This window comes from Bacteroides sp. AR20 (genome assembly GCF_964250605.1).
GTDB classification, from domain to species: domain Bacteria; phylum Bacteroidota; class Bacteroidia; order Bacteroidales; family Bacteroidaceae; genus Bacteroides; species Bacteroides uniformis.
On sequence record NZ_CAXUGK010000001.1, the window covers coordinates 292530 to 310659 of the forward strand.

General features: G+C 47.5%; 17 protein-coding genes. 11 read left to right on the forward strand and 6 right to left on the reverse strand.

Annotated features, from left to right (window positions below; all coding sequences use genetic code 11):
• The first annotated feature begins 30 nt into the window (after nucleotides 1-30).
• The 4 genes from hisD (at nucleotide 31) to ACESTD_RS01185 (ending at nucleotide 6216) form a co-directional block, all read left to right on the forward strand.
• On the forward strand, nucleotides 31-1329 hold the full coding sequence (gene hisD, locus ACESTD_RS01170; protein WP_008665399.1) for a histidinol dehydrogenase: 1299 nt from the start codon (nucleotides 31-33) through the stop codon (nucleotides 1327-1329).
• Nucleotides 1330-1395: 66 nt separating this feature from the next.
• On the forward strand, nucleotides 1396-2436 hold the full coding sequence (hisC, locus tag ACESTD_RS01175) for a histidinol-phosphate transaminase (RefSeq protein ID WP_008665401.1): 1041 nt from the start codon (nucleotides 1396-1398) through the stop codon (nucleotides 2434-2436).
• Between the two features lie 184 nt (nucleotides 2437-2620).
• On the forward strand, nucleotides 2621-3769 hold the full coding sequence (hisB, locus tag ACESTD_RS01180) for a bifunctional histidinol-phosphatase/imidazoleglycerol-phosphate dehydratase HisB (protein ID WP_005831809.1): 1149 nt from the start codon (nucleotides 2621-2623) through the stop codon (nucleotides 3767-3769).
• 176 nt (nucleotides 3770-3945) lie between these two features.
• Entirely contained in the window at nucleotides 3946-6216 is a 2271-nt protein-coding gene (locus ACESTD_RS01185; RefSeq protein ID WP_044467622.1) for a cation:proton antiporter, read from the forward strand.
• Between the two features lie 21 nt (nucleotides 6217-6237).
• Here ACESTD_RS01185 and ACESTD_RS01190 read toward each other — a convergent pair whose 3' ends face one another.
• The 5 genes from ACESTD_RS01190 to ACESTD_RS01210 all read right to left on the reverse strand — a co-directional run bounded on the left by ACESTD_RS01190 (nucleotide 6238) and on the right by ACESTD_RS01210 (nucleotide 9617).
• Entirely contained in the window at nucleotides 6238-7224 is a 987-nt protein-coding gene (locus tag ACESTD_RS01190) for a Gfo/Idh/MocA family protein (RefSeq protein WP_035448963.1), read from the reverse strand.
• 15 nt (nucleotides 7225-7239) lie between these two features.
• Nucleotides 7240-7659, reverse strand: coding sequence for an RNA-binding S4 domain-containing protein (locus tag ACESTD_RS01195; protein WP_005831803.1), 420 nt, complete (start codon nucleotides 7657-7659; stop codon nucleotides 7240-7242).
• Complete coding sequence (gene pth / locus ACESTD_RS01200) at nucleotides 7656-8219, reverse strand: aminoacyl-tRNA hydrolase (protein ID WP_022401979.1); 564 nt, start codon at nucleotides 8217-8219, stop codon at nucleotides 7656-7658. Before pth ends, ACESTD_RS01195 begins: the two co-directional genes overlap by 4 nt.
• A gap of 261 nt (nucleotides 8220-8480) precedes the next feature.
• Complete coding sequence (locus ACESTD_RS01205) at nucleotides 8481-9071, reverse strand: 50S ribosomal protein L25/general stress protein Ctc (protein ID WP_005831799.1); 591 nt, start codon at nucleotides 9069-9071, stop codon at nucleotides 8481-8483.
• A 138-nt stretch (nucleotides 9072-9209) separates the two neighbouring features.
• The gene (locus ACESTD_RS01210; protein WP_034522710.1) at nucleotides 9210-9617 is read right to left on the reverse strand and encodes a PUR family DNA/RNA-binding protein; all 408 of its coding nucleotides are present in this window, start codon (nucleotides 9615-9617) and stop codon (nucleotides 9210-9212) included.
• Nucleotides 9618-9836: 219 nt separating this feature from the next.
• Here ACESTD_RS01210 and nusB point away from each other — a divergent pair, with 219 nt between their 5' ends.
• The 5 genes from nusB to ACESTD_RS01235 all read left to right on the forward strand — a co-directional run bounded on the left by nusB (nucleotide 9837) and on the right by ACESTD_RS01235 (nucleotide 13305).
• Entirely contained in the window at nucleotides 9837-10763 is a 927-nt protein-coding gene (gene nusB, locus ACESTD_RS01215) for a transcription antitermination factor NusB (protein WP_005831796.1), read from the forward strand.
• 38 nt (nucleotides 10764-10801) lie between these two features.
• Nucleotides 10802-11137 carry a preprotein translocase subunit YajC gene (gene yajC / locus ACESTD_RS01220; protein WP_005831794.1) on the forward strand — a complete coding sequence of 112 codons (336 nt, stop codon included), beginning with the start codon at nucleotides 10802-10804 and terminating at the stop codon, nucleotides 11135-11137.
• Nucleotides 11138-11152: 15 nt separating this feature from the next.
• The gene (locus ACESTD_RS01225; RefSeq protein WP_005831792.1) at nucleotides 11153-12169 is read left to right on the forward strand and encodes a YbbR-like domain-containing protein; all 1017 of its coding nucleotides are present in this window, start codon (nucleotides 11153-11155) and stop codon (nucleotides 12167-12169) included.
• On the forward strand, nucleotides 12159-12758 hold the full coding sequence (gene coaE / locus ACESTD_RS01230) for a dephospho-CoA kinase (RefSeq protein ID WP_022401982.1): 600 nt from the start codon (nucleotides 12159-12161) through the stop codon (nucleotides 12756-12758). Before ACESTD_RS01225 ends, coaE begins: the two co-directional genes overlap by 11 nt.
• Nucleotides 12759-12873: 115 nt before the next feature.
• Entirely contained in the window at nucleotides 12874-13305 is a 432-nt protein-coding gene (locus ACESTD_RS01235; protein WP_009038123.1) for a DUF5606 domain-containing protein, read from the forward strand.
• An 86-nt stretch (nucleotides 13306-13391) separates the two neighbouring features.
• Here the strand turns inward: ACESTD_RS01235 and clpB are convergent, their stop codons facing one another.
• A complete protein-coding gene (gene clpB / locus ACESTD_RS01240; RefSeq protein ID WP_009038124.1) occupies nucleotides 13392-15986 on the reverse strand; it encodes an ATP-dependent chaperone ClpB in 2595 nt (864 codons plus the stop codon).
• A 543-nt stretch (nucleotides 15987-16529) separates the two neighbouring features.
• On the opposite strand from clpB, the gene ACESTD_RS01245 reads away from it, so the two are divergent.
• Both ACESTD_RS01245 and ACESTD_RS01250 read left to right on the forward strand, forming a co-directional pair.
• Nucleotides 16530-17126, forward strand: a complete 597-nt coding sequence (locus tag ACESTD_RS01245; protein WP_025836268.1) for a DUF6621 family protein — start codon at nucleotides 16530-16532, stop codon at nucleotides 17124-17126.
• Nucleotides 17127-17140: 14 nt separating this feature from the next.
• Nucleotides 17141-18028 (forward strand): LysR family transcriptional regulator, encoded by an 888-nt coding sequence (locus ACESTD_RS01250; RefSeq protein WP_061411723.1) that lies wholly within the window; start codon nucleotides 17141-17143, stop codon nucleotides 18026-18028.
• Nucleotides 18029-18130 lie beyond the last annotated feature (102 nt).

The window sequence follows — 18130 nt, forward strand, 5'->3', positions numbered from 1 at the left end:
TTATGCATAAATCTTTAAAAACATGTCATTATGATATTGATTAGTAATCCCGATAAATCCCAGTGGCAAGAGATTCTGAAACGTCCGGTGATGAATACGGAGAATCTGTTTGATACGGTGCGGAGTGTTATTGACCGTGTGAAGGAGGAGGGAGACCGTGCTGTGCTGGATTATGAAGAAAAATTTGATAAAGTGGTGTTGGCCTCGCTGGCAGTGTCGGAAGAGGAACAGCAGGAAGCGGAAAACCTGGTGAGTGAAGACTTGAAAGCAGCTATTCGCCTGGCAAAGCAGAACATCGAGACTTTCCACGCCGCACAACGCTTTGAGGGCAAGAAAGTGCAGACTCAGCCGGGGGTGACCTGCTGGCAGAAAGCGGTTGCCATAGAAAAGGTGGGATTGTATATCCCCGGAGGAACGGCTCCGCTGTTTTCTACGGTACTGATGCTGGCCGTTCCCGCCAGGATTGCCGGATGCAAGGAGATTGTTCTCTGCACCCCTCCGGGACGTGACGGAAAGGTACATCCCGCTGTGTTGTTTGCCGCAAAAGTGGCAGGTGTCAACCGGATTTTCAAAGCTGGCGGCATACAAGCCATTGCCGCTATGGCATACGGAACGGAAAGTGTGCCTAAGGTTTACAAGATATTCGGTCCGGGAAATCAGTATGTCACGGCTGCCAAACAGCTTGTGAGCTTGCGTGATGTGGCGATAGATATGCCGGCAGGACCTTCGGAAGTAGAAGTTTTGGCTGACGAAACAGCTAATCCGATTTTTGTCGCCGCCGACTTGTTGAGCCAGGCAGAACACGGAGTGGACAGTCAGGCTATATTAATTACGACCTCTGTAGAATTGCAACAAGCTGTAAAGGTGGAAGTGGAACGCCAACTGGCCTTACTGCCACGTAAAGAGATTGCCGAAAAGTCTCTTGCCAATAGCAAACTGATTGTAGTGGACAGCATGACAGAAGCCATTGAATTGACCAACGCGTATGCTCCCGAACATCTTATCATAGAAACCGAGGATTATCTTTCCGTGGCAGAACGTATCGTGAATGCCGGTTCCGTATTCCTGGGTTCTCTTACTCCGGAGAGTGCGGGAGATTATGCTTCGGGCACAAACCATACCCTGCCGACAAACGGCTATGCCAAAGCATACAGCGGTGTCAGCCTCGACAGCTTTATCCGCAAGATAACTTTTCAGGAGATAAAGCCGGAAGGATTAAATATCATCGGCCCTGCCATCGAGCTGATGGCTGCCAATGAACAGCTGGATGCGCATAAGAATGCTGTGAGTGTGAGACTGGGGCAGTTGGAAAATGGAAATGGAAATTGAAAGTTGAAAATTGAGAGCTGATGGCTTAAAGTAATTTTAATCGTAAATTGTCAAATCATAAATAACATGGTGAAAACATTACAAGAACTTACCCGTCCGAATATCTGGCGTCTGAAGCCTTATTCTTCAGCACGTGATGAATATAATGGTGCTGCGGCATCCGTTTTTCTCGATGCAAACGAGAATCCTTATAACATGCCGCACAACCGTTATCCCGACCCCATGCAGCGGGAGTTAAAGACAGAATTGTCTAAAATTAAAAAGGTGAGTCCCGATTCCATCTTCTTAGGGAATGGCAGTGACGAAGCTATCGATTTGGTGTTCCGTGCTTTTTGTGAACCCCGTGTGGACAATGTAGTGGCTATCGACCCTACCTACGGCATGTATCAAGTCTGTGCCGACGTTAATGATGTGGAGTACCGCAAGGTGCTGCTCGATGAGGATTTCCAGTTCTCTGCCGACAAGCTTTTGGCTGCTGCGGATGAGCATACCAAACTGATTTTTATCTGCTCTCCCAACAATCCTACCGGCAATGACCTGCTCCGTAGCGAGATTGAAACGCTGATTCGCCAGTTTGATGGGTTGGTGATACTGGATGAGGCATACAATGACTTCTCCGAAGCACCTTCCTTCCTCGAAAATTTGAATCGGTATCCGAATCTCATTGTACTGCAAACCTTCTCCAAAGCATGGGGATGTGCTGCCATCCGTCTGGGCATGGCATTTGCCTCACCGGAGATTATCGGCATCCTCAGTAAGATAAAATATCCCTATAACGTGAACCAGCTGACACAGAAGCAGGCAGTGGAAATGCTTCACCGCTATTATGAAATAGAACGTTGGGTGAAGACCTTGAAAGAAGAACGGGAGAATCTGGAAGCCGAGTTCGCCGCACTGCCATGTACGGTGAAGATGTTCCCTTCCCATGCCAATTTCTTCCTGGCCCGTGTGACGGATGCCGTGAAGATTTACAATTATCTGGTAGGCAAGGGTATCATTGTCCGCAACCGTAACTCCGTGTCACTCTGCGGAAATTGCCTGCGGGTGACGGTGGGAACGAGAGGAGAGAATGAAAAATTGATTGAAGCGCTGAAGGAATATATGTAGAAGGAGTTAAAGGGAGTAAAAGGGGGGTAAAGGGATTAAAAGGGAGTTAAAGGCCGATACTGCTGTTCTATACAAGTAATGCTTATGCAAGCAGAACTACTGGCCTCTAACTCCTCTAACTCCTTCTACCTCCTTCTAACTCCCGATAACTCCCTTTATTCCCTCAAAAAAAATATCCTTTAAAATGAAGAAACTGCTTTTTATAGACCGTGACGGGACTTTAGTCATTGAGCCGCCCATTGATTATCAGCTGGACTCCCTGGAGAAGCTGGAGTTCTATCCGAAAGTGATGCGCAATCTTGGCTTCATCCGCAGCAAGCTGGATTTTGATTTTGTAATGGTGACCAATCAGGACGGTCTCGGCACCGCCTCCTTTCCGGAAGAGACCTTCTGGCCGGCACACAACCTGATGATGAAGACATTGGAAGGCGAAGGCATCACCTTCGACGACATCTGCATAGACCGTAGCATGCCCGACGACAATGCACCGACCCGCAAGCCGCGTACCGGAATGCTTGCCAAATACCTCGATAACCCGGACTACGATTTGTCCCACAGTTTCGTCATTGGCGACCGGCCTACGGATGTGGAACTGGCAAAGAATCTGGGCTGCCGTGCCATTCTTCTGCAAGATGACACGGCATTATTGAAACCCGTTTCCGAAGGTGGCGGTGCCGCTTGTGACGGACTTGAAGATTACTGCGCCCTCGCCACCAGGGATTGGGATAAGGTTGCCGAATTCCTCTTTGCCGGTGAGCGTACGGCGGAAGTACGTCGTACTACCAAGGAGACAGATATATACGTATCCTTGAATCTGGATGGTAACGGGCATTGTGACATCGCGACCGGACTGGGCTTCTTCGACCACATGCTGGAGCAGATAGGCAAGCACGGCGGCATGGACCTCACCATCCGTGTGAAAGGCGACCTCGAAGTGGACGAGCACCACACCATCGAGGATACCGCTCTTGCTCTGGGCGACTGCCTTTATCAGGCCTTAGGAAGCAAGCGCGGCATCGAACGCTACGGCTATGCCCTTCCTATGGACGATTGTCTCTGCCAGGTGTGCCTCGACTTCGGCGGTCGCCCGTGGTTGGTATGGGATGCCGGGTTCAAGCGCGAGAAGATAGGCGACATGCCTACGGAAATGTTCCTGCACTTCTTCAAGTCCTTGAGTGATGCCGCCCGGATGAATCTTAATGTAAAAGCCGAAGGGCAGAACGAACATCATAAGATAGAAGGCATCTTCAAGGCGCTGGCACGTGCGCTGAAGATGGCGGTGAAAAGGGATATTTATCACTTTGAACTGCCAAGCTCGAAAGGAGTGTTGTAGAATCGTACAGACAACTGCTGCAAAGTTACTGCATACCTTTTGCAGTGTTGCTGCAAAGCAGTTGCAGTGACGCTGCAAGGCTTTTGCAGAGCCACTGCAGATGTATTGCAGAGCTACTGCAGATGTATTGCAGAGTTTTGCAGTTGTATATCTCTGATTAATAGATAAGTAGTGTTATGTCACATTTAGCCCCTTTGATAGCTGATTTAGCTCTGATATTGATTTGTGCAGGGATTATGACCCTGCTTTTTAAGAAATTGAAGCAACCGCTGGTGTTAGGATATGTAGTTGCAGGATTCCTTGCCAGCCCTCACATGGCCTATACACCGTCGGTGATGGACACGGCTAATATACAGACCTGGGCGGATATAGGCGTTATCTTCCTGCTGTTTGCACTGGGATTGGAATTCAGCTTCAAGAAGATTGTGAAGGTGGGAGGCGCGGCGATTATTGCTGCGTGTACCATCATCTTTTGTATGATATTGTTGGGAGTGGCGGTAGGTACCGGGTTCGGCTGGCAACGGATGGACTGTATCTTCCTGGGCGGTATGATTGCCATGTCGTCCACTACCATTATCTATAAGGCGTTTGATGATTTGGGGATGCGCAAGAAACAGTTCACGGGGCTGGTGCTCAGTGTGCTTATCCTGGAGGATATTCTTGCCATCGTATTGATGGTGATGCTCTCCACGATGGCAGTCAGCCATAACTTCGAGGGTACGGAGATGCTGGGGAGCATTGCCAAACTGCTGTTCTTCCTGATACTTTGGTTCGTGGTGGGTATTTACCTCATCCCCGGATTGCTGAAGCGGTGCCGGAAGCTGATGAGCGAGGAAACCTTGCTGATAGTCTCTCTCGGACTCTGTTTCGGCATGGTGGTGATGGCTGCACATACGGGGTTCTCGGCTGCTTTCGGTGCCTTCATCATGGGTTCCATTCTTGCCGAAACGGTAGAGGCAGAGAGCATAGAACGGCTGGTGAAGCCGGTCAAGGACTTGTTTGGCGCCATCTTCTTCGTATCGGTCGGCATGATGGTAGACCCAGCCATGATTGTGGAGTATGCGGGACCTATTGTCGTGATTACTTTAGCGGTTATCCTCGGGCAATCCCTTTTCGGGACGCTGGGTGTGCTGCTGGCGGGGCAACCGCTAAAGACAGCCATGCAGTGCGGTTTCAGCTTGACGCAAATCGGTGAGTTTGCCTTTATCATAGCTTCGCTGGGCGTGTCGCTGCATGTCACCAGCCATTTCTTATATCCTATTGTGGTGGCGGTGTCTGTCATCACCACTTTCCTCACTCCTTATATGATTCGTTTGGCAGACCCCGCTTCCAATCTTGTGGATACGCATTTGCCGGAAAAATGGAGAAAGTTCTTGACCCGTTATGCTTCAGGTTCGCAGACGATGAACCATGAAAGTCTGTGGAAGAAACTGATATTTGCACTAGTCAGGATTACGGTGGTGTATTCCATCATTTGCGTGGCGGTGATAGCTTTGGCGTTCCGTTTTCTGGTGCCTTTCGTGCACGACAGTCTGCCCGGGGTATGGGGCTCTTTGTTGGCTGCCTTTATCATCATTCTGTGTATAGCTCCGTTTCTGCGTGCTATCATGATTAAAAAGAATCATTCGGAGGAGTTCGTGACTTTATGGAAAGATAACCGTGGAAACCGGGCACCGTTGGTGGCTACCATTGTACTGCGTCTGCTGCTGGGTGTTTCGTTTGTCATGTTCGTTATAGCCGGTTTGTTCAAGATGTCCGTCGGTCTGGTGTTTGGAGTGGCGGTGCTGCTGGTGACCCTGATGATACTCTCCCGCCAGTTGAAGAAGCAGTCCATCATGATAGAGAGGACATTCTTCCAGAATCTGCGGTACCGCGACATGCGTGCCGAGTATATGGGAGAGAAGAAACCGGAGTATGCGGGACGTCTGCTGTCGCGCGACCTGCACCTGACGGATTTTGAAATCCCCGGCGAGTCGGCATGGGTGGGCAGGACATTGGCGGAGCTGAATTTTGGAAAGAAATACGGTATCCATGTGGTCTCTATCCTTCGGGGCAAGAAACGGATTAATATTCCCGGAGCGTCTGTCCGCCTTTTCCCGCAGGACAAGATACAAGTAATTGCCACGGATGAGGAATTGAACATCTTCGGCCAGGAGATGGATAAGGTGTCTGCCATGAATGCGGATGTGATAGAGAAGAGTGAGATGATTCTACGCCAGTTCTGTGTGGACGGGCAGTCCCCTTTCCTGAACAAGACCCTGAAAGAAGCAGGGATACGCGAGAAATATCACTGCCTGATTGCCGGTGTGGAGCGGGGAGGGGAGACCTTGCATGCTCCCGACCCGCATGAACCTTTTGTGGAGGGAGATGTGGTATGGATTGTAGGCGAGAGTGCCGATGTGTACAAGCTGGTCGGCCGGAAATGTGAAGGTTTCGACATGGGGTAAGGTCTACCCCATGAACGCTAATCAGAGTTTGTTCAGTATTTTGTCCATTACCCAGTTAGTCAGAGTGGCGCTTTCACCGTCACAGCCGCAGACTGACTTGCCCAGCAGGTGGTCTACTACTGCCTGTATAAGCGGTTGCTGGACGTAGGTGGGATTTTCGACAATGATTTCCTCACGCCCTCTTTCTGTGTGCAGCGCAATGGGGTCATAGGTGAATACGGAGAAACAAATCATGCCTTTGTCTCCAATGATTTCTATACGGTCTTCGCGGGCGGATTCGTGGGCGACAAAACACCAGGAGCCGCTGCCTACTAGTCCGCTGTCAAACTGGAAACATGCGCTTAGAGTGTCTTCGGCAGGATATAGTCTGCCACGGTTGCTCTTGTAGCCGCTGGCTTCGAGGATACATCCGAAGATTTCCTGCAGCAAGTCTATCTGGTGGGGCGCAAGGTCATAGAAGTATCCTCCGCCGGCAATGTCCGGTTGCACGCGCCACGGTAGGTTTTCCTTGTTATGGTCGAGGTCGCGGGGAGGCTGGGCGAAGCGGATTTGAATGTTGATGACATTGCCAATATGTCCCTCCTCTACCAGTGACTTTACCTTCAGGAAGTAGGGCAGATAGCGGCGGTAATACGCAACAAAACATGGAACACCCGTTTCTTTGGAAATGCGGTTGATGCGGCAGCACTCTTCGTAGGTAACGGCCATCGGCTTCTCTATGTAGACCGGTTTACCTGCCTTCATGGACATGATGGCGTACGTAGCATGTGAAGAAGGAGGAGTGGCAATGTACACGGCGTTCACCTCTTCGTCGTCAATCAGCTCCTGGGCATCGTCGTACCATTTAGGAATCCCTCTTTCCTTGGCGTAGGTCTTGGCCTTGTCGCCATTTCGGCTCATGACGGCCACTACTTCGGAGTTCTCTATTTTCTGGAATGCCGGTCCGCTTTTGTATTTGGTCACTTCTCCGCAACCGATGAATCCCCATTTAATTATTCTCTCGCTCATAATCTTTCCCTTATTTTACTCTTCCTCAAAATCGAATTCAAAGTCGAAATCATCCAGAAATTCCGGTTCTGTAAATTCTTCCAGACTCCGGCGGTCTTTTTTCGTTGGCCGTCCGGTACCTTTGGCACGGTTGACGAAACCGCTGACACGGCTCATCTCCAGCAGTTCATACTGTTCCGGAGTCGTTACATTCTCCATCATTTCGGCCACTAACTTTGCGCCGACACGCTTTTCGATGGGCTGCAGAACTTTGAAGGAATAGGTGACGGGGGGCTTGCGCACCTGGATGACGTCTCCCGGTTTCACCGTACGGGCAGCCTTTGCCAGTGCGCCATTGATGCTGATGCGTCCTTTTTTGCAGGCTTCGGCGGCTATGGTACGTGTCTTGAAGATGCGTACGGCCCACATCCATTTGTCAATTCTGGCTTCGTTCATTTCTTGTTATATTGATTCATGGTGATATCTATTCCCGCCAGACAGAAACTTTTGATGATTTCTCCGGCTGTTTCCAATCTCTCGCCCATTGTTTTCCAATCTTCATCGGTAAAATGTCCCAGCACATAGTCAATCTGTCCACCACGGGGAAAATCATTGCCGATGCCGAAACGCAGGCGTGCATAATTCTGAGTGCCCAGTGTTGCTGCAATATGCTTAAGGCCGTTATGTCCCGCATCGCTTCCTTTACCTTTCAGGCGCAGTGTGCCGAAAGGCAGTGCCAGGTCATCTACCACTACCAACACATTCTCCAATGGAATGTTTTCTTTTTGCATCCAGTAGCGCACGGCGTTGCCGCTGAGATTCATAAAGGTGGAAGGCTTCAGCAGTAACAGTTGGCGTCCCTTGACTGACAGCGTTGTGGTGAAGCCATAACGTCCGTCGGTAAAAGTGGCACCCGCTGCTTTTGCCAGAGCATCTACTGCCATGAATCCGATGTTATGGCGGGTTTCGTGATATTCGGGGCCGATATTGCCCAATCCTACAATTAAATATTTCATAGTCTGTGCTTCCTGTTTATGAGGGTGTTAAAATTAGTATTCACCACAGATTACACAGATTTGCACAGATAGACATCTTTGATTATCGGTACATTAAATTCATTCTGTGTTAATCTGTGTAATCTGTGGTGAATTATACACTCTCGTGAGCCGTAAAAAGAACGCGGATTATCGCAACTTTCCGCGGAAATCAGTATGAAATCTGCGTTGGCTGCGTTAATCCGCGTTCCCGAATATTTAGTCTTTCTTGGAAAGAATCGATTAGTTGCCTGCAGCAGCAGCGGCACCTCTTGCAGCACGAGTCAGCTTAACGGCGCATACAACAGCTTCTTTGGCATTCAGCAATTCCAATCCTTCGTATTGCAATTCGCCAACTTTAACAGTCTTACCAAGTCCCAAGTGGGCAACGTTGATAATCAGTCTTTCAGGAATTACGTTATACAAAGCTCTTACTTTCAGCTTACGCATCTGGAGTACCAGCTTACCACCAGCCTTAACACCTTCTGCCAAACCTTCCATCTGTACCGGAACTTCCATAACGATAGGCTTAGCCTCGTCGATTTGATAGAAGTCAACGTGCAGGATAGTATCCTTTACGGGGTGGAATTGGATATCTTTCATGATAGCGTTTACTTTCTTGCCATCAATCACCAAGTCAACTACGTAGATGTGCGGAGTGTAAACCAAGTTACGCAGACCCTCTGCAGGTACAGTGAAGTGAACATTTTCACCTGCACCATAAAGTACGCAAGGTACACCGTTGTTTTTACGAATAGCTTTCAAAGCTCTTGCTTGTTCCGAAGAACGTTCTGCAATAGTTCTTGCAGTTCCTTTTACTTCAATTGATTTCATTTTAAAAAATTTTGTGTTACTCTAAATTAAGTAAATTTTTTGCTTAATTCACCATCACACGATGTGGCTTGCCACACGATGTTGCAAAAAAGCGGTGCAAAAGTACAGCTTCTTTTTGAATTATCAAAAGGTTATAACTTAAAATTCAATGTCTATCTTGATTTCTCCTTCCAATGAAGACGCTTTTTCCTCTTTCGACAGTTCTTCTTTTCCCGTTTCGGGACTTTCAGCCTCTTCGTCAGCGGTATGTCTTGTATAGCAACCCTGCTGCTCCTGGATGAAGCCGATGGCTTGCTGGAGTCCGTTCATGAACTTTTCAAAATCCTCTTTGTATAGAAAGATTTTGTGCTTTTCGAAACTTACCTGCGAGTCGTCTCCTTCGCCCATCACAATCTTCTTGCTTTCCGTGATGGCGAGAAACATTTCGTCTTTTCTGTTTTTCTTGACGTCTAAATAGTAGATGCGCTTACCTGCTTTGATGGATTGGGAGAATACAATCTCCTTGTCGTTCATGTCCGCTGCGTTTTTCTTCTTAAAGTCTTCCATATTATAATAGGTCTCAATTTTGATATTATCACCTTAAAACTTGTATCTCGTAGCTTTTAGCTCTTTATCGGGCTCAAAATTGACGATTTTTTTTAAACTGTCAAAAGAAAAAGACCGGATAATCAATATCTGCATTAAAAAATGTGATTTATTTATGTAAACTCATTAAAAATGCCTACTTTTGCGCCTTGTTAAAACACTAGTATTTACTTTAGAATTATGATCAACAGAGTTCTTATTCGTCTTAAGATTATACAGATTGTATATGCTTATTATCAGAATGGCAGTAAAAATTTAGACTCAGCGGAGAAAGAATTGTTCTTTAGCCTTTCAAAGGCATACGACCTCTACAACTACCTGCTGATGCTGATGATAGCTTTGACGAACTACGCACAAAAACGTATTGATGCGGCAAAAGCTAAGCTGGCTCCCACTGCCGAGGAGCTGTATCCCAACATGAAATTTGTGGAAAACAAGTTCATAGCCCAGTTGGAAGTGAACAAACAATTGACGGAATTCATTGCCAACCAAAAGCGCACGTGGGCCAATGATGAAGACTTTGTCAAGGGATTGTATGAGAAAATCGTGGAATCAGATATATATAAGGAATATATGGCTTCTTCGGACAATTCTTACGAATACGACCGTGAATTGTGGAGAAAGCTGTATAAGACTTTTGTCTTCAACAACGAAGCCTTGGACAATGTGCTCGAAGACCAGAGCCTCTACTGGAATGACGACAAGGAGATTGTGGATACTTTCGTACTGAAAACCATCAAGCGCTTTGAAGAGAAGAATGGTGCCAATCAGGAACTTCTACCAGAGTTCAAGGATGAGGAAGACCAGGAATTTGCACGCCGTTTGTTCCGCCGTGCCATCTTGAACTGTGACTATTACCGTCACCTCATCAGCGAGAATACGCGTAATTGGGACTTGGACCGTGTGGCCTTTATGGATGTTGTAATCATGCAGTGTGCTTTGGCCGAAATATTAAGTTTCCCGAACATTCCGGTGAGTGTTTCGTTGAACGAATATGTCGATATTGCCAAAGTTTACAGCACGGCCAAAAGTGGCAGCTTCGTGAACGGTACATTGGATGGAATAGTTAATCAATTAAAAAAAGAAGGTAAGTTAACGAAAAACTAATACCTTTGTTTAATAATAGAAACCAAAACTGAGTATTTATGAACTTAATGACTGTATTCTTCCTGCAGGCTCCCGCTGCAGGCCCTGCCGGTGGTGGTAGCATGATGTGGATTATGCTGATAGCCATGTTCGTTATTATGTATTTCTTTATGATTCGTCCTCAAAACAAGAAGCAAAAGGAAATAGCAAACTTCCGTAAATCGCTTCAAGTGAATCAGAAAGTAATCACAGCTGGTGGTATCCATGGTGTTATCAAGGAAATCAACGACAATGATGTGGTGCTTGAAATCGCTTCTAACGTTAAGATTCGTATAGACAAGAATTCTATTTTTGCTGCAGCTGCTGATGCGAACAGCAGTCAGGCATCTAAATAATAGAAATGTGAGCCTATGTTTGAACGTAGGAACATACAACGTACATATCTGAAGATATCAAGAGAAGTGAAGGACTTTCTGCTTAGCGATAAAAGCAGGGAGTTCTTCATTTTTTTGTTTTTTTTCTTTGTAGCCGGTGGCTTCTGGCTCTTGCAGACCTTGAACAACGACTATGAGGCGGACTTTTCTATACCGGTGCGGCTGAAGGGAGTGCCCAATAATGTGGTGATTACCTCTGAACCTGCTTCAGAACTCCGTATCAAGGTAAAGGATAAGGGAACGGTACTGCTCAACTATATGTTGGGAAAGAGCTTTTATCCCGTTATTCTCGATTATGCCGATTATAAGGGCGTGGATAATCAAGTAAGGATATATCCCTCGCAGTTTGAAAAGAAAGTGCTGAACCAGCTGAATGCCTCTACCCGCCTGCTTTCCATGAAGCCGGATACATTGGAGTACATCTATTCGACGGGAGCCTCCAAACTGGTGCCGGTGAAGCTGCGCGGCACGCTGAGTGCCGGACGTGAGTATTATCTTTCGGATACGATATTCAGTCCCGATTCCGTATTGGTGTATGCGCCGCAAGGCGTGCTGGATACGATTGCTGTTGCCTATACGCAACCGGTGAAGCTGGAAGATATATCGGATACCTTGAGGCAGCAAGTCCCCCTGCGTATCCAGAAAGGTGTGAAGTTTGTGCCTTCTTCCATTGAGATGATGCTTCCGGTGGATATTTATACGGAAAAGACAGTGGAGGTGCCGTTGCGTGGCGTTAACTTTCCTGCCGACAAGGTGCTGCGCGCTTTCCCTTCCAAGGTGCAGGTCACGTTTCAGGTTGGTCTGAGTCATTTCAGGCAGATTAACGCTGATGATTTTCATATTTACGTGTCCTATGAGGAACTGCTCCGTCTGGGTTCCGACAAGTATACGGTAAAGATTAAGAATCTGCCGAAAGGGGTGAGCCAGGTACGCTTCAATCCGGCACAAGTGGATTTTCTGATAGAGCAAGTTTCTCCTGATTATGGCGATTAAGATAGGTATAACCGGTGGTATCGGTAGCGGAAAGAGTATGGTATCCCGGCTGTTGGAAGTGCTGGGTGTTCCCGTCTATATCTCGGACTTGGAAACGAAAAGGCTGATGGTATCCGATTCATTGATCCGCGAGGAATTGTCAGCTTTGCTTGGTGCGGAAGTGTATGCCGGTGGCACGCTGAACAAGCCTTTGTTGGCGTCTTATCTTTTCGGCAGTCCGGAGCATGCCAAAGAAATCAACTGTATTGTGCATCCTCGTGTAAAGGAGGATTTCAGGCGGTGGACACAATGCCGCACCGCTTTTCCCATTGTCGGTATAGAATCGGCCATTCTGGTCGAAGCGGGGTTTGCGGGTGAAGTGGATGCTATTGTTATGGTCTATGCGCCCGAAGAGGTGCGCATTTTACGTGCCGTCCGGCGGGATGCTTCCTCGCGCGAATTGATAGAAAAGCGTATTCGTAGCCAGATGAATGACGAAGAAAAGCGTAAATATGCAGATTTTGTCATTGTAAATGACGACGAAACTCCATTAATACCCCAGGTTTTAGAACTAATCGGTTCGCTATCTGAAAAAATGTACTATCTTTAAAAAATAGGCATCTCCTTAACAATAAAAATAAGCAAGCTTATTTTGTATTGTCTTCGGCTTACATTATCTTTGCCCCCCGAAAAAATAACTACTAATCATCAAAACAGAATATATTATGTTGAAGACTATTTTGTCCATTTCCGGTAAACCGGGATTATATAAGCTTGTTTCCCAGGGAAAAAATATGTTGATTGTAGAGTCGCTTGCAGACAAGAAGCGTTTCCCTGCCTATGGTAATGAGAAGATTATTTCTTTGGGCGATATCGCCATGTATACAGATACGGAAGATGTTCCTTTGAAGGAAGTGTTTCTTTCCATGAAGAAAAAGGAAAATGGTGCTGCCGTAGTGATGGATTTGAAGAAAGCTACTGCCGACGATTTGCGTGCTTACCTGGCAGAGGTATTGCCTACTTTCGATCGCGACCGCGTATATCCGTCCGACATCAAGAAATTGATTGTTTGGTATAATTTGCTGGTGGCAAGCGGTATGACGGATTTTGAAGAAACTCCTGCGGGAGAAACGAAGGAGGAAAGCAAGGCCGAGTAACCGGAGAAGGATTGAAATACAAAATAAAAGAGGCGATTCCCGACTATTGGGAATCGCCTCTTTTATTGGGGGGATACGGATTGCTTTTAATTTCTGAAAACCAGTCCGTCGTCAGTGGTACTGGCATCCACTGTAATAGGCTTGCTGCGGTCTACTTCCTGAGCCAGCAGCTTCTTCGACAAGTCGTTCAGCAAATAGTGCTGGATGGCACGTTTCACCGGACGGGCGCCGAATTCAGGGTCATACCCTGCATTGGCAAGGAAGTCTATGGCAGCATTTGTCAGAACCAGTTCCACACCGTTACCGGAAAGCATCTTCTGCACACTCTTGATTTGGAGCACCACAATTTGCTTGATTTCGGGCTCTGTCAGTGGCAGGAACATGATGGTTTCGTCGATACGGTTCAGGAATTCCGGGCGGATGGTCTTTTTCAGCATATTCATCACTTCCTTTTTGGTTTCCTCTACGATTTGCTCCTTATTGCTACTGTTGAGCTTCTCCATCTGGCTTTGGATATAGCCGCTGCCCATGTTGGAGGTCATGATGATAATCGTATTTTTGAAGTTGACCGTACGCCCTTTGTTGTCCGTCAGACGTCCGTCATCCAGCACTTGCAGCAAGATGTTGAATACGTCCGGATGCGCTTTCTCGATTTCGTCGAATAGGACGACAGAATACGGTTTCCGCCTTACGGCTTCTGTCAGTTGTCCACCTTCATCGTAGCCCACATATCCCGGAGGCGCTCCAACCAGACGGGAAACGCTGTGTTTCTCCTGATACTCGCTCATGTCGATACGGGTCATCATTGTCTCGTCGTCAAAGAGGAACTCCGCCAGCGCCTTTGCCAATTCCGTCTTACCTACACCGGTGGTTCCCAGGAAAAGGAATGAGCCGATAGGACGTTTCGGGTCTTGCAGTCCGGCACGGCTGCGTCGTACGGCATCGGATACGGCCTCGATGGCTTCGTCCTGCCCGATAACCCGCTGGTGCAGTTCCGCCTCCAGATGCAACAGTTTGTCCTTTTCGCTTTGCAGCATCTTGCTTACCGGTATGCCGGTCCAGCGGGATACTACGTCGGCGATGTCTTCAGCGTCCACTTCCTCTTTAATCATGGCCTTGTCGCCCTGCATCTCGTGCAGTTTTTGCTGCGTTTCTTCAATCTCCTGGTTCAGCGCTTGCAGTTTGCCGTAGCGTATTTCGGCCACCCGGCCATAGTCGCCTTCCCGTTCAGCCTTGTCGGCCTCGAACTTCAGGTTCTCTATTTCCACCTTATTCTGCTGGATTTTGTTGACAAGGGTCTTTTCACTTTGCCATTTCGCCTTGTACGAGTTTTCCTGCTCCTTCAGCTCGGCAAGTTCTTTGCCGATTTGTTCCAGTTTGGGCTTGTCGTTTTCGCGCTTGATGGCTTCACGTTCAATCTCCAGCTGCTTTATCTTACGCGAAATCTCGTCCAGCTCTTCCGGTACGGAATCGACCTCCATACGCAGCTTGGCGGCGGCTTCGTCCATCAGGTCGATAGCCTTGTCCGGCAAGAAACGGTCGGTGATGTAACGGTTGCTCAACTCTACGGCGGCGATGATGGCATCGTCCTTAATCCGTACGTGGTGATGGTTCTCATAACGTTCCTTCAGACCACGCAGAATGGAGATGGTGCTCAGCGTGTCCGGTTCGTTCACCATGACAATCTGGAAGCGGCGCTCCAACGCTTTGTCCTTTTCGAAATACTTCTGATATTCATCGAGGGTAGTGGCCCCGATGCTCCTCAGTTCACCGCGTGCCAAGGCGGGTTTCAAGATGTTGGCGGCATCCATGGCACCTTCGCCCTTGCCGGCACCCACCAAGGTATGGATTTCATCAATGAAGAGGATAATGTCTCCTTCCGACTTCTTCACTTCGTTGATAACGGCCTTCAGACGTTCTTCAAATTCGCCTTTGTACTTGGCGCCAGCCACCAGTGCACCCATATCCAGGGAGTAGACTTGTTTGTTCTTCAAGTTCTCGGGGACGTCTCCACGCAAGATACGGTGGGCAAGTCCCTCTACGATAGCTGTTTTACCGGTACCCGGTTCACCGATAAGAATCGGGTTGTTCTTGGTACGCCGACTCAGAATCTGCAGGACACGCCGTATCTCTTCGTCACGGCCGATGACGGGATCCAGTTTGCCGCTGCGGGCTGCTTCGTTCAGATTGATGGCATACTTTTCCAATGACTGGTAAGTGTCTTCGCTGGATTGTGAAGTTACTTTTTCTCCTTTTCGCAGTTCGTTGATGGCTTCCCGCAGTTCGCGTTCCGTCATCCCGGCATCTTTCAGAATGGTGGATGCAGTGCTTTTCACATTCAGCAAAGCCAGCAGTACCGGTTCCAGGGAGACGAATTCATCACCCATTTCCTTGGAATATTGGGTGGCCTTCTGGAACACTTCGTTCGTTTCACGGCTCAGGTATGGCTCTCCGCCGGATACCTTGGGCAGAGAATCAATTTGCTTGTCCAGTACAAGTGCTATCTGCTGACCGTTCATGCCCAGCTTCTGGAAGATGAAGTTGGTGACATTTTCACCCACTTTCATCACGCTTTGAAGCACATGCACGGGCTCGATGGCTTGCTGTCCACGGCTTTGTACCAGGTTCACAGCCTCCTGCACCGCTTCTTGCGCTTTAATGGTAAAGTTGTTAAAGTTCATATTTTGTTCTCCTTTCTATTTTATCAGTTTCATAACACTTGGGAAGGCGCAAAAGATTTGCCATTGGCACATTTCGGACAAATTGTCTGCATATAAAATATGTAAAATGACAAATTGTCTGTAAATCAGTCGTTTTGTTTCTTTCTACTTCTTTAGATAAGAAGTTGGAGCAAAGTTCCTTTTCGTATTAAACTCTATTGGTTAAAGAGAAGGGCAAATAAGGATGTCATGCATGAGATGTGCATCTCATGTAGTACGAGGTGTACATCTCATGTAGTACGAGATGCACATCTTATGTAGTGAGGGCCTATATGTTTTAGTAGCTAAGTCTTCGTGTTCCAGCTCCAAGGTTTCCGTGTTGCGGGGGAAGGATATTCTCTTTCCGCTTCGGAGATATAGATTAATTGCTTGGGATGATACAAGTTATTGATAAATTTGTCGTACTTTTACTGCTTCAAAGTTTTGTGCTTTCTGTGTGGTAGGTTTTCGGAGTTCCGCTTGCAGAGGAGCATTATGTATAATTACGTATTAAGATAGAAGATAATGGAGGATAAGATAAAGTTTCCGGCAAATGTGATATTGATAGATGTTGCATTTCTGAATGAAGTGGTATATGGTGCAAAGAACTTTTTGGAAGGTAAGTTGGGACGGAAGCTACCCGATGTTGACCTGCCGGCATGGTTGAGCTATCTGGCATTGGACGCCGGCTTGAGAGAACAAGAAAATGAGGTGGAAGTGTTGCTGGTGCATACTCCGGCAGCGGACGTGCTGAAGTGTTGTGAACCATCCGATGTGAATAAACTGAATCACCAGGCATGCCGTACGCCGCTGGGCGAATTTGCATTTTCTTCCGTCACCTCTTCCGGTTTAGTCTCTACCGAAGAGTTGTTTCTTGACCTGATGAACCTGGCACTTGATTCTGCAGATGTGAAGTGTTTGATGCTGTTGCCTTTCCATCAGGTATATGGTAATGGAGTGGAGGAGAAGCTGGCGGGTTTCTTCAAAGACAAGAATGAGGAAGAACGGGGCAAAGCTGTGTACTTCATTACGGAGGAACCTCTGAGCCCGGTGTATTGCCGCCTGGAGCCGGTGTTTTATTCTTTGGCGCATGCTTTCGGCATCAAGTCTGACGAGTTATAAGATATAAGAAGTATATGAGTGATTTCCGTTTAAAAGTGTTTCAGTCTGTTGCCAAGAACTTGAGTTTTACAAAGGCTTCGCAAGAGTTGTTTGTAAGTCAGCCGGCTATAACCAAGCATATCCAGGAGCTGGAGGCCACTTATCAGACGAGGCTTTTCGACCGGCAGGGAAGTAAAATCAGTTTGACCGAGTCAGGCCGGCTGCTTTTGGAGCATTGCGAACGGATATTGGAGGACTATAAACGGCTGGAATATGAAATGCACTTGTTGCATAACGAATATATTGGCGAACTCAAGTTGGGAGCCAGCACTACCATTGCGCAGTATGTGCTTCCTCCGTTGCTGGGCAGTTTTATCGGCAAGTTTCCGCAGGTCAGCTTGTCCTTGCTCAATGGAAACTCCCGGGAAATAGAAGCCGCTTTGCAGGAACACCGCATTGACTTGGGATTGGTGGAAGGGGTTTTCCGCCTTCCTAATCTGAAGTACACTACTTTTCTTGAGGATGAACTGGTAGCGGTAGTCCATTCCAAAAGCCGTTTGCAGTTGCCCGAAGAGATTACTCCCCAGGATTTGCCCGCTATTCCTTTAGTGCTCCGTGAGCGCGGTTCGGGTACGCTGGACGTGATAGAACGCTCGCTCCAGAAGCACGGCGTCAAGCTTGCCTCACTCCATGTACTGATGTACCTGGGTAGTACCGAAAGCATCAAGCTCTTTCTTGAAAACTCCGATTGCATGGGAATCGTGTCTATCCGTTCCATCTGCAAGGAACTGGCTGCAGGCACTTTCCGCGTGGTCGAGATAAAGGATATGCCCATGCTTCGCGACTTCTGCTTTGTCCAGTTGCAAGGGCAGGAAGTAGGATTGTCACAAGCCTTTATGAACTATATGTTTATGTCCCGATAACAATAAGTTATAGTCTATAAGTAGAAACGATTGGCGGGTGTACTAAAATAGAACTACCTTTGCACCCGGAAAATTAAGGAATAAACATTAGTAATAATAGTA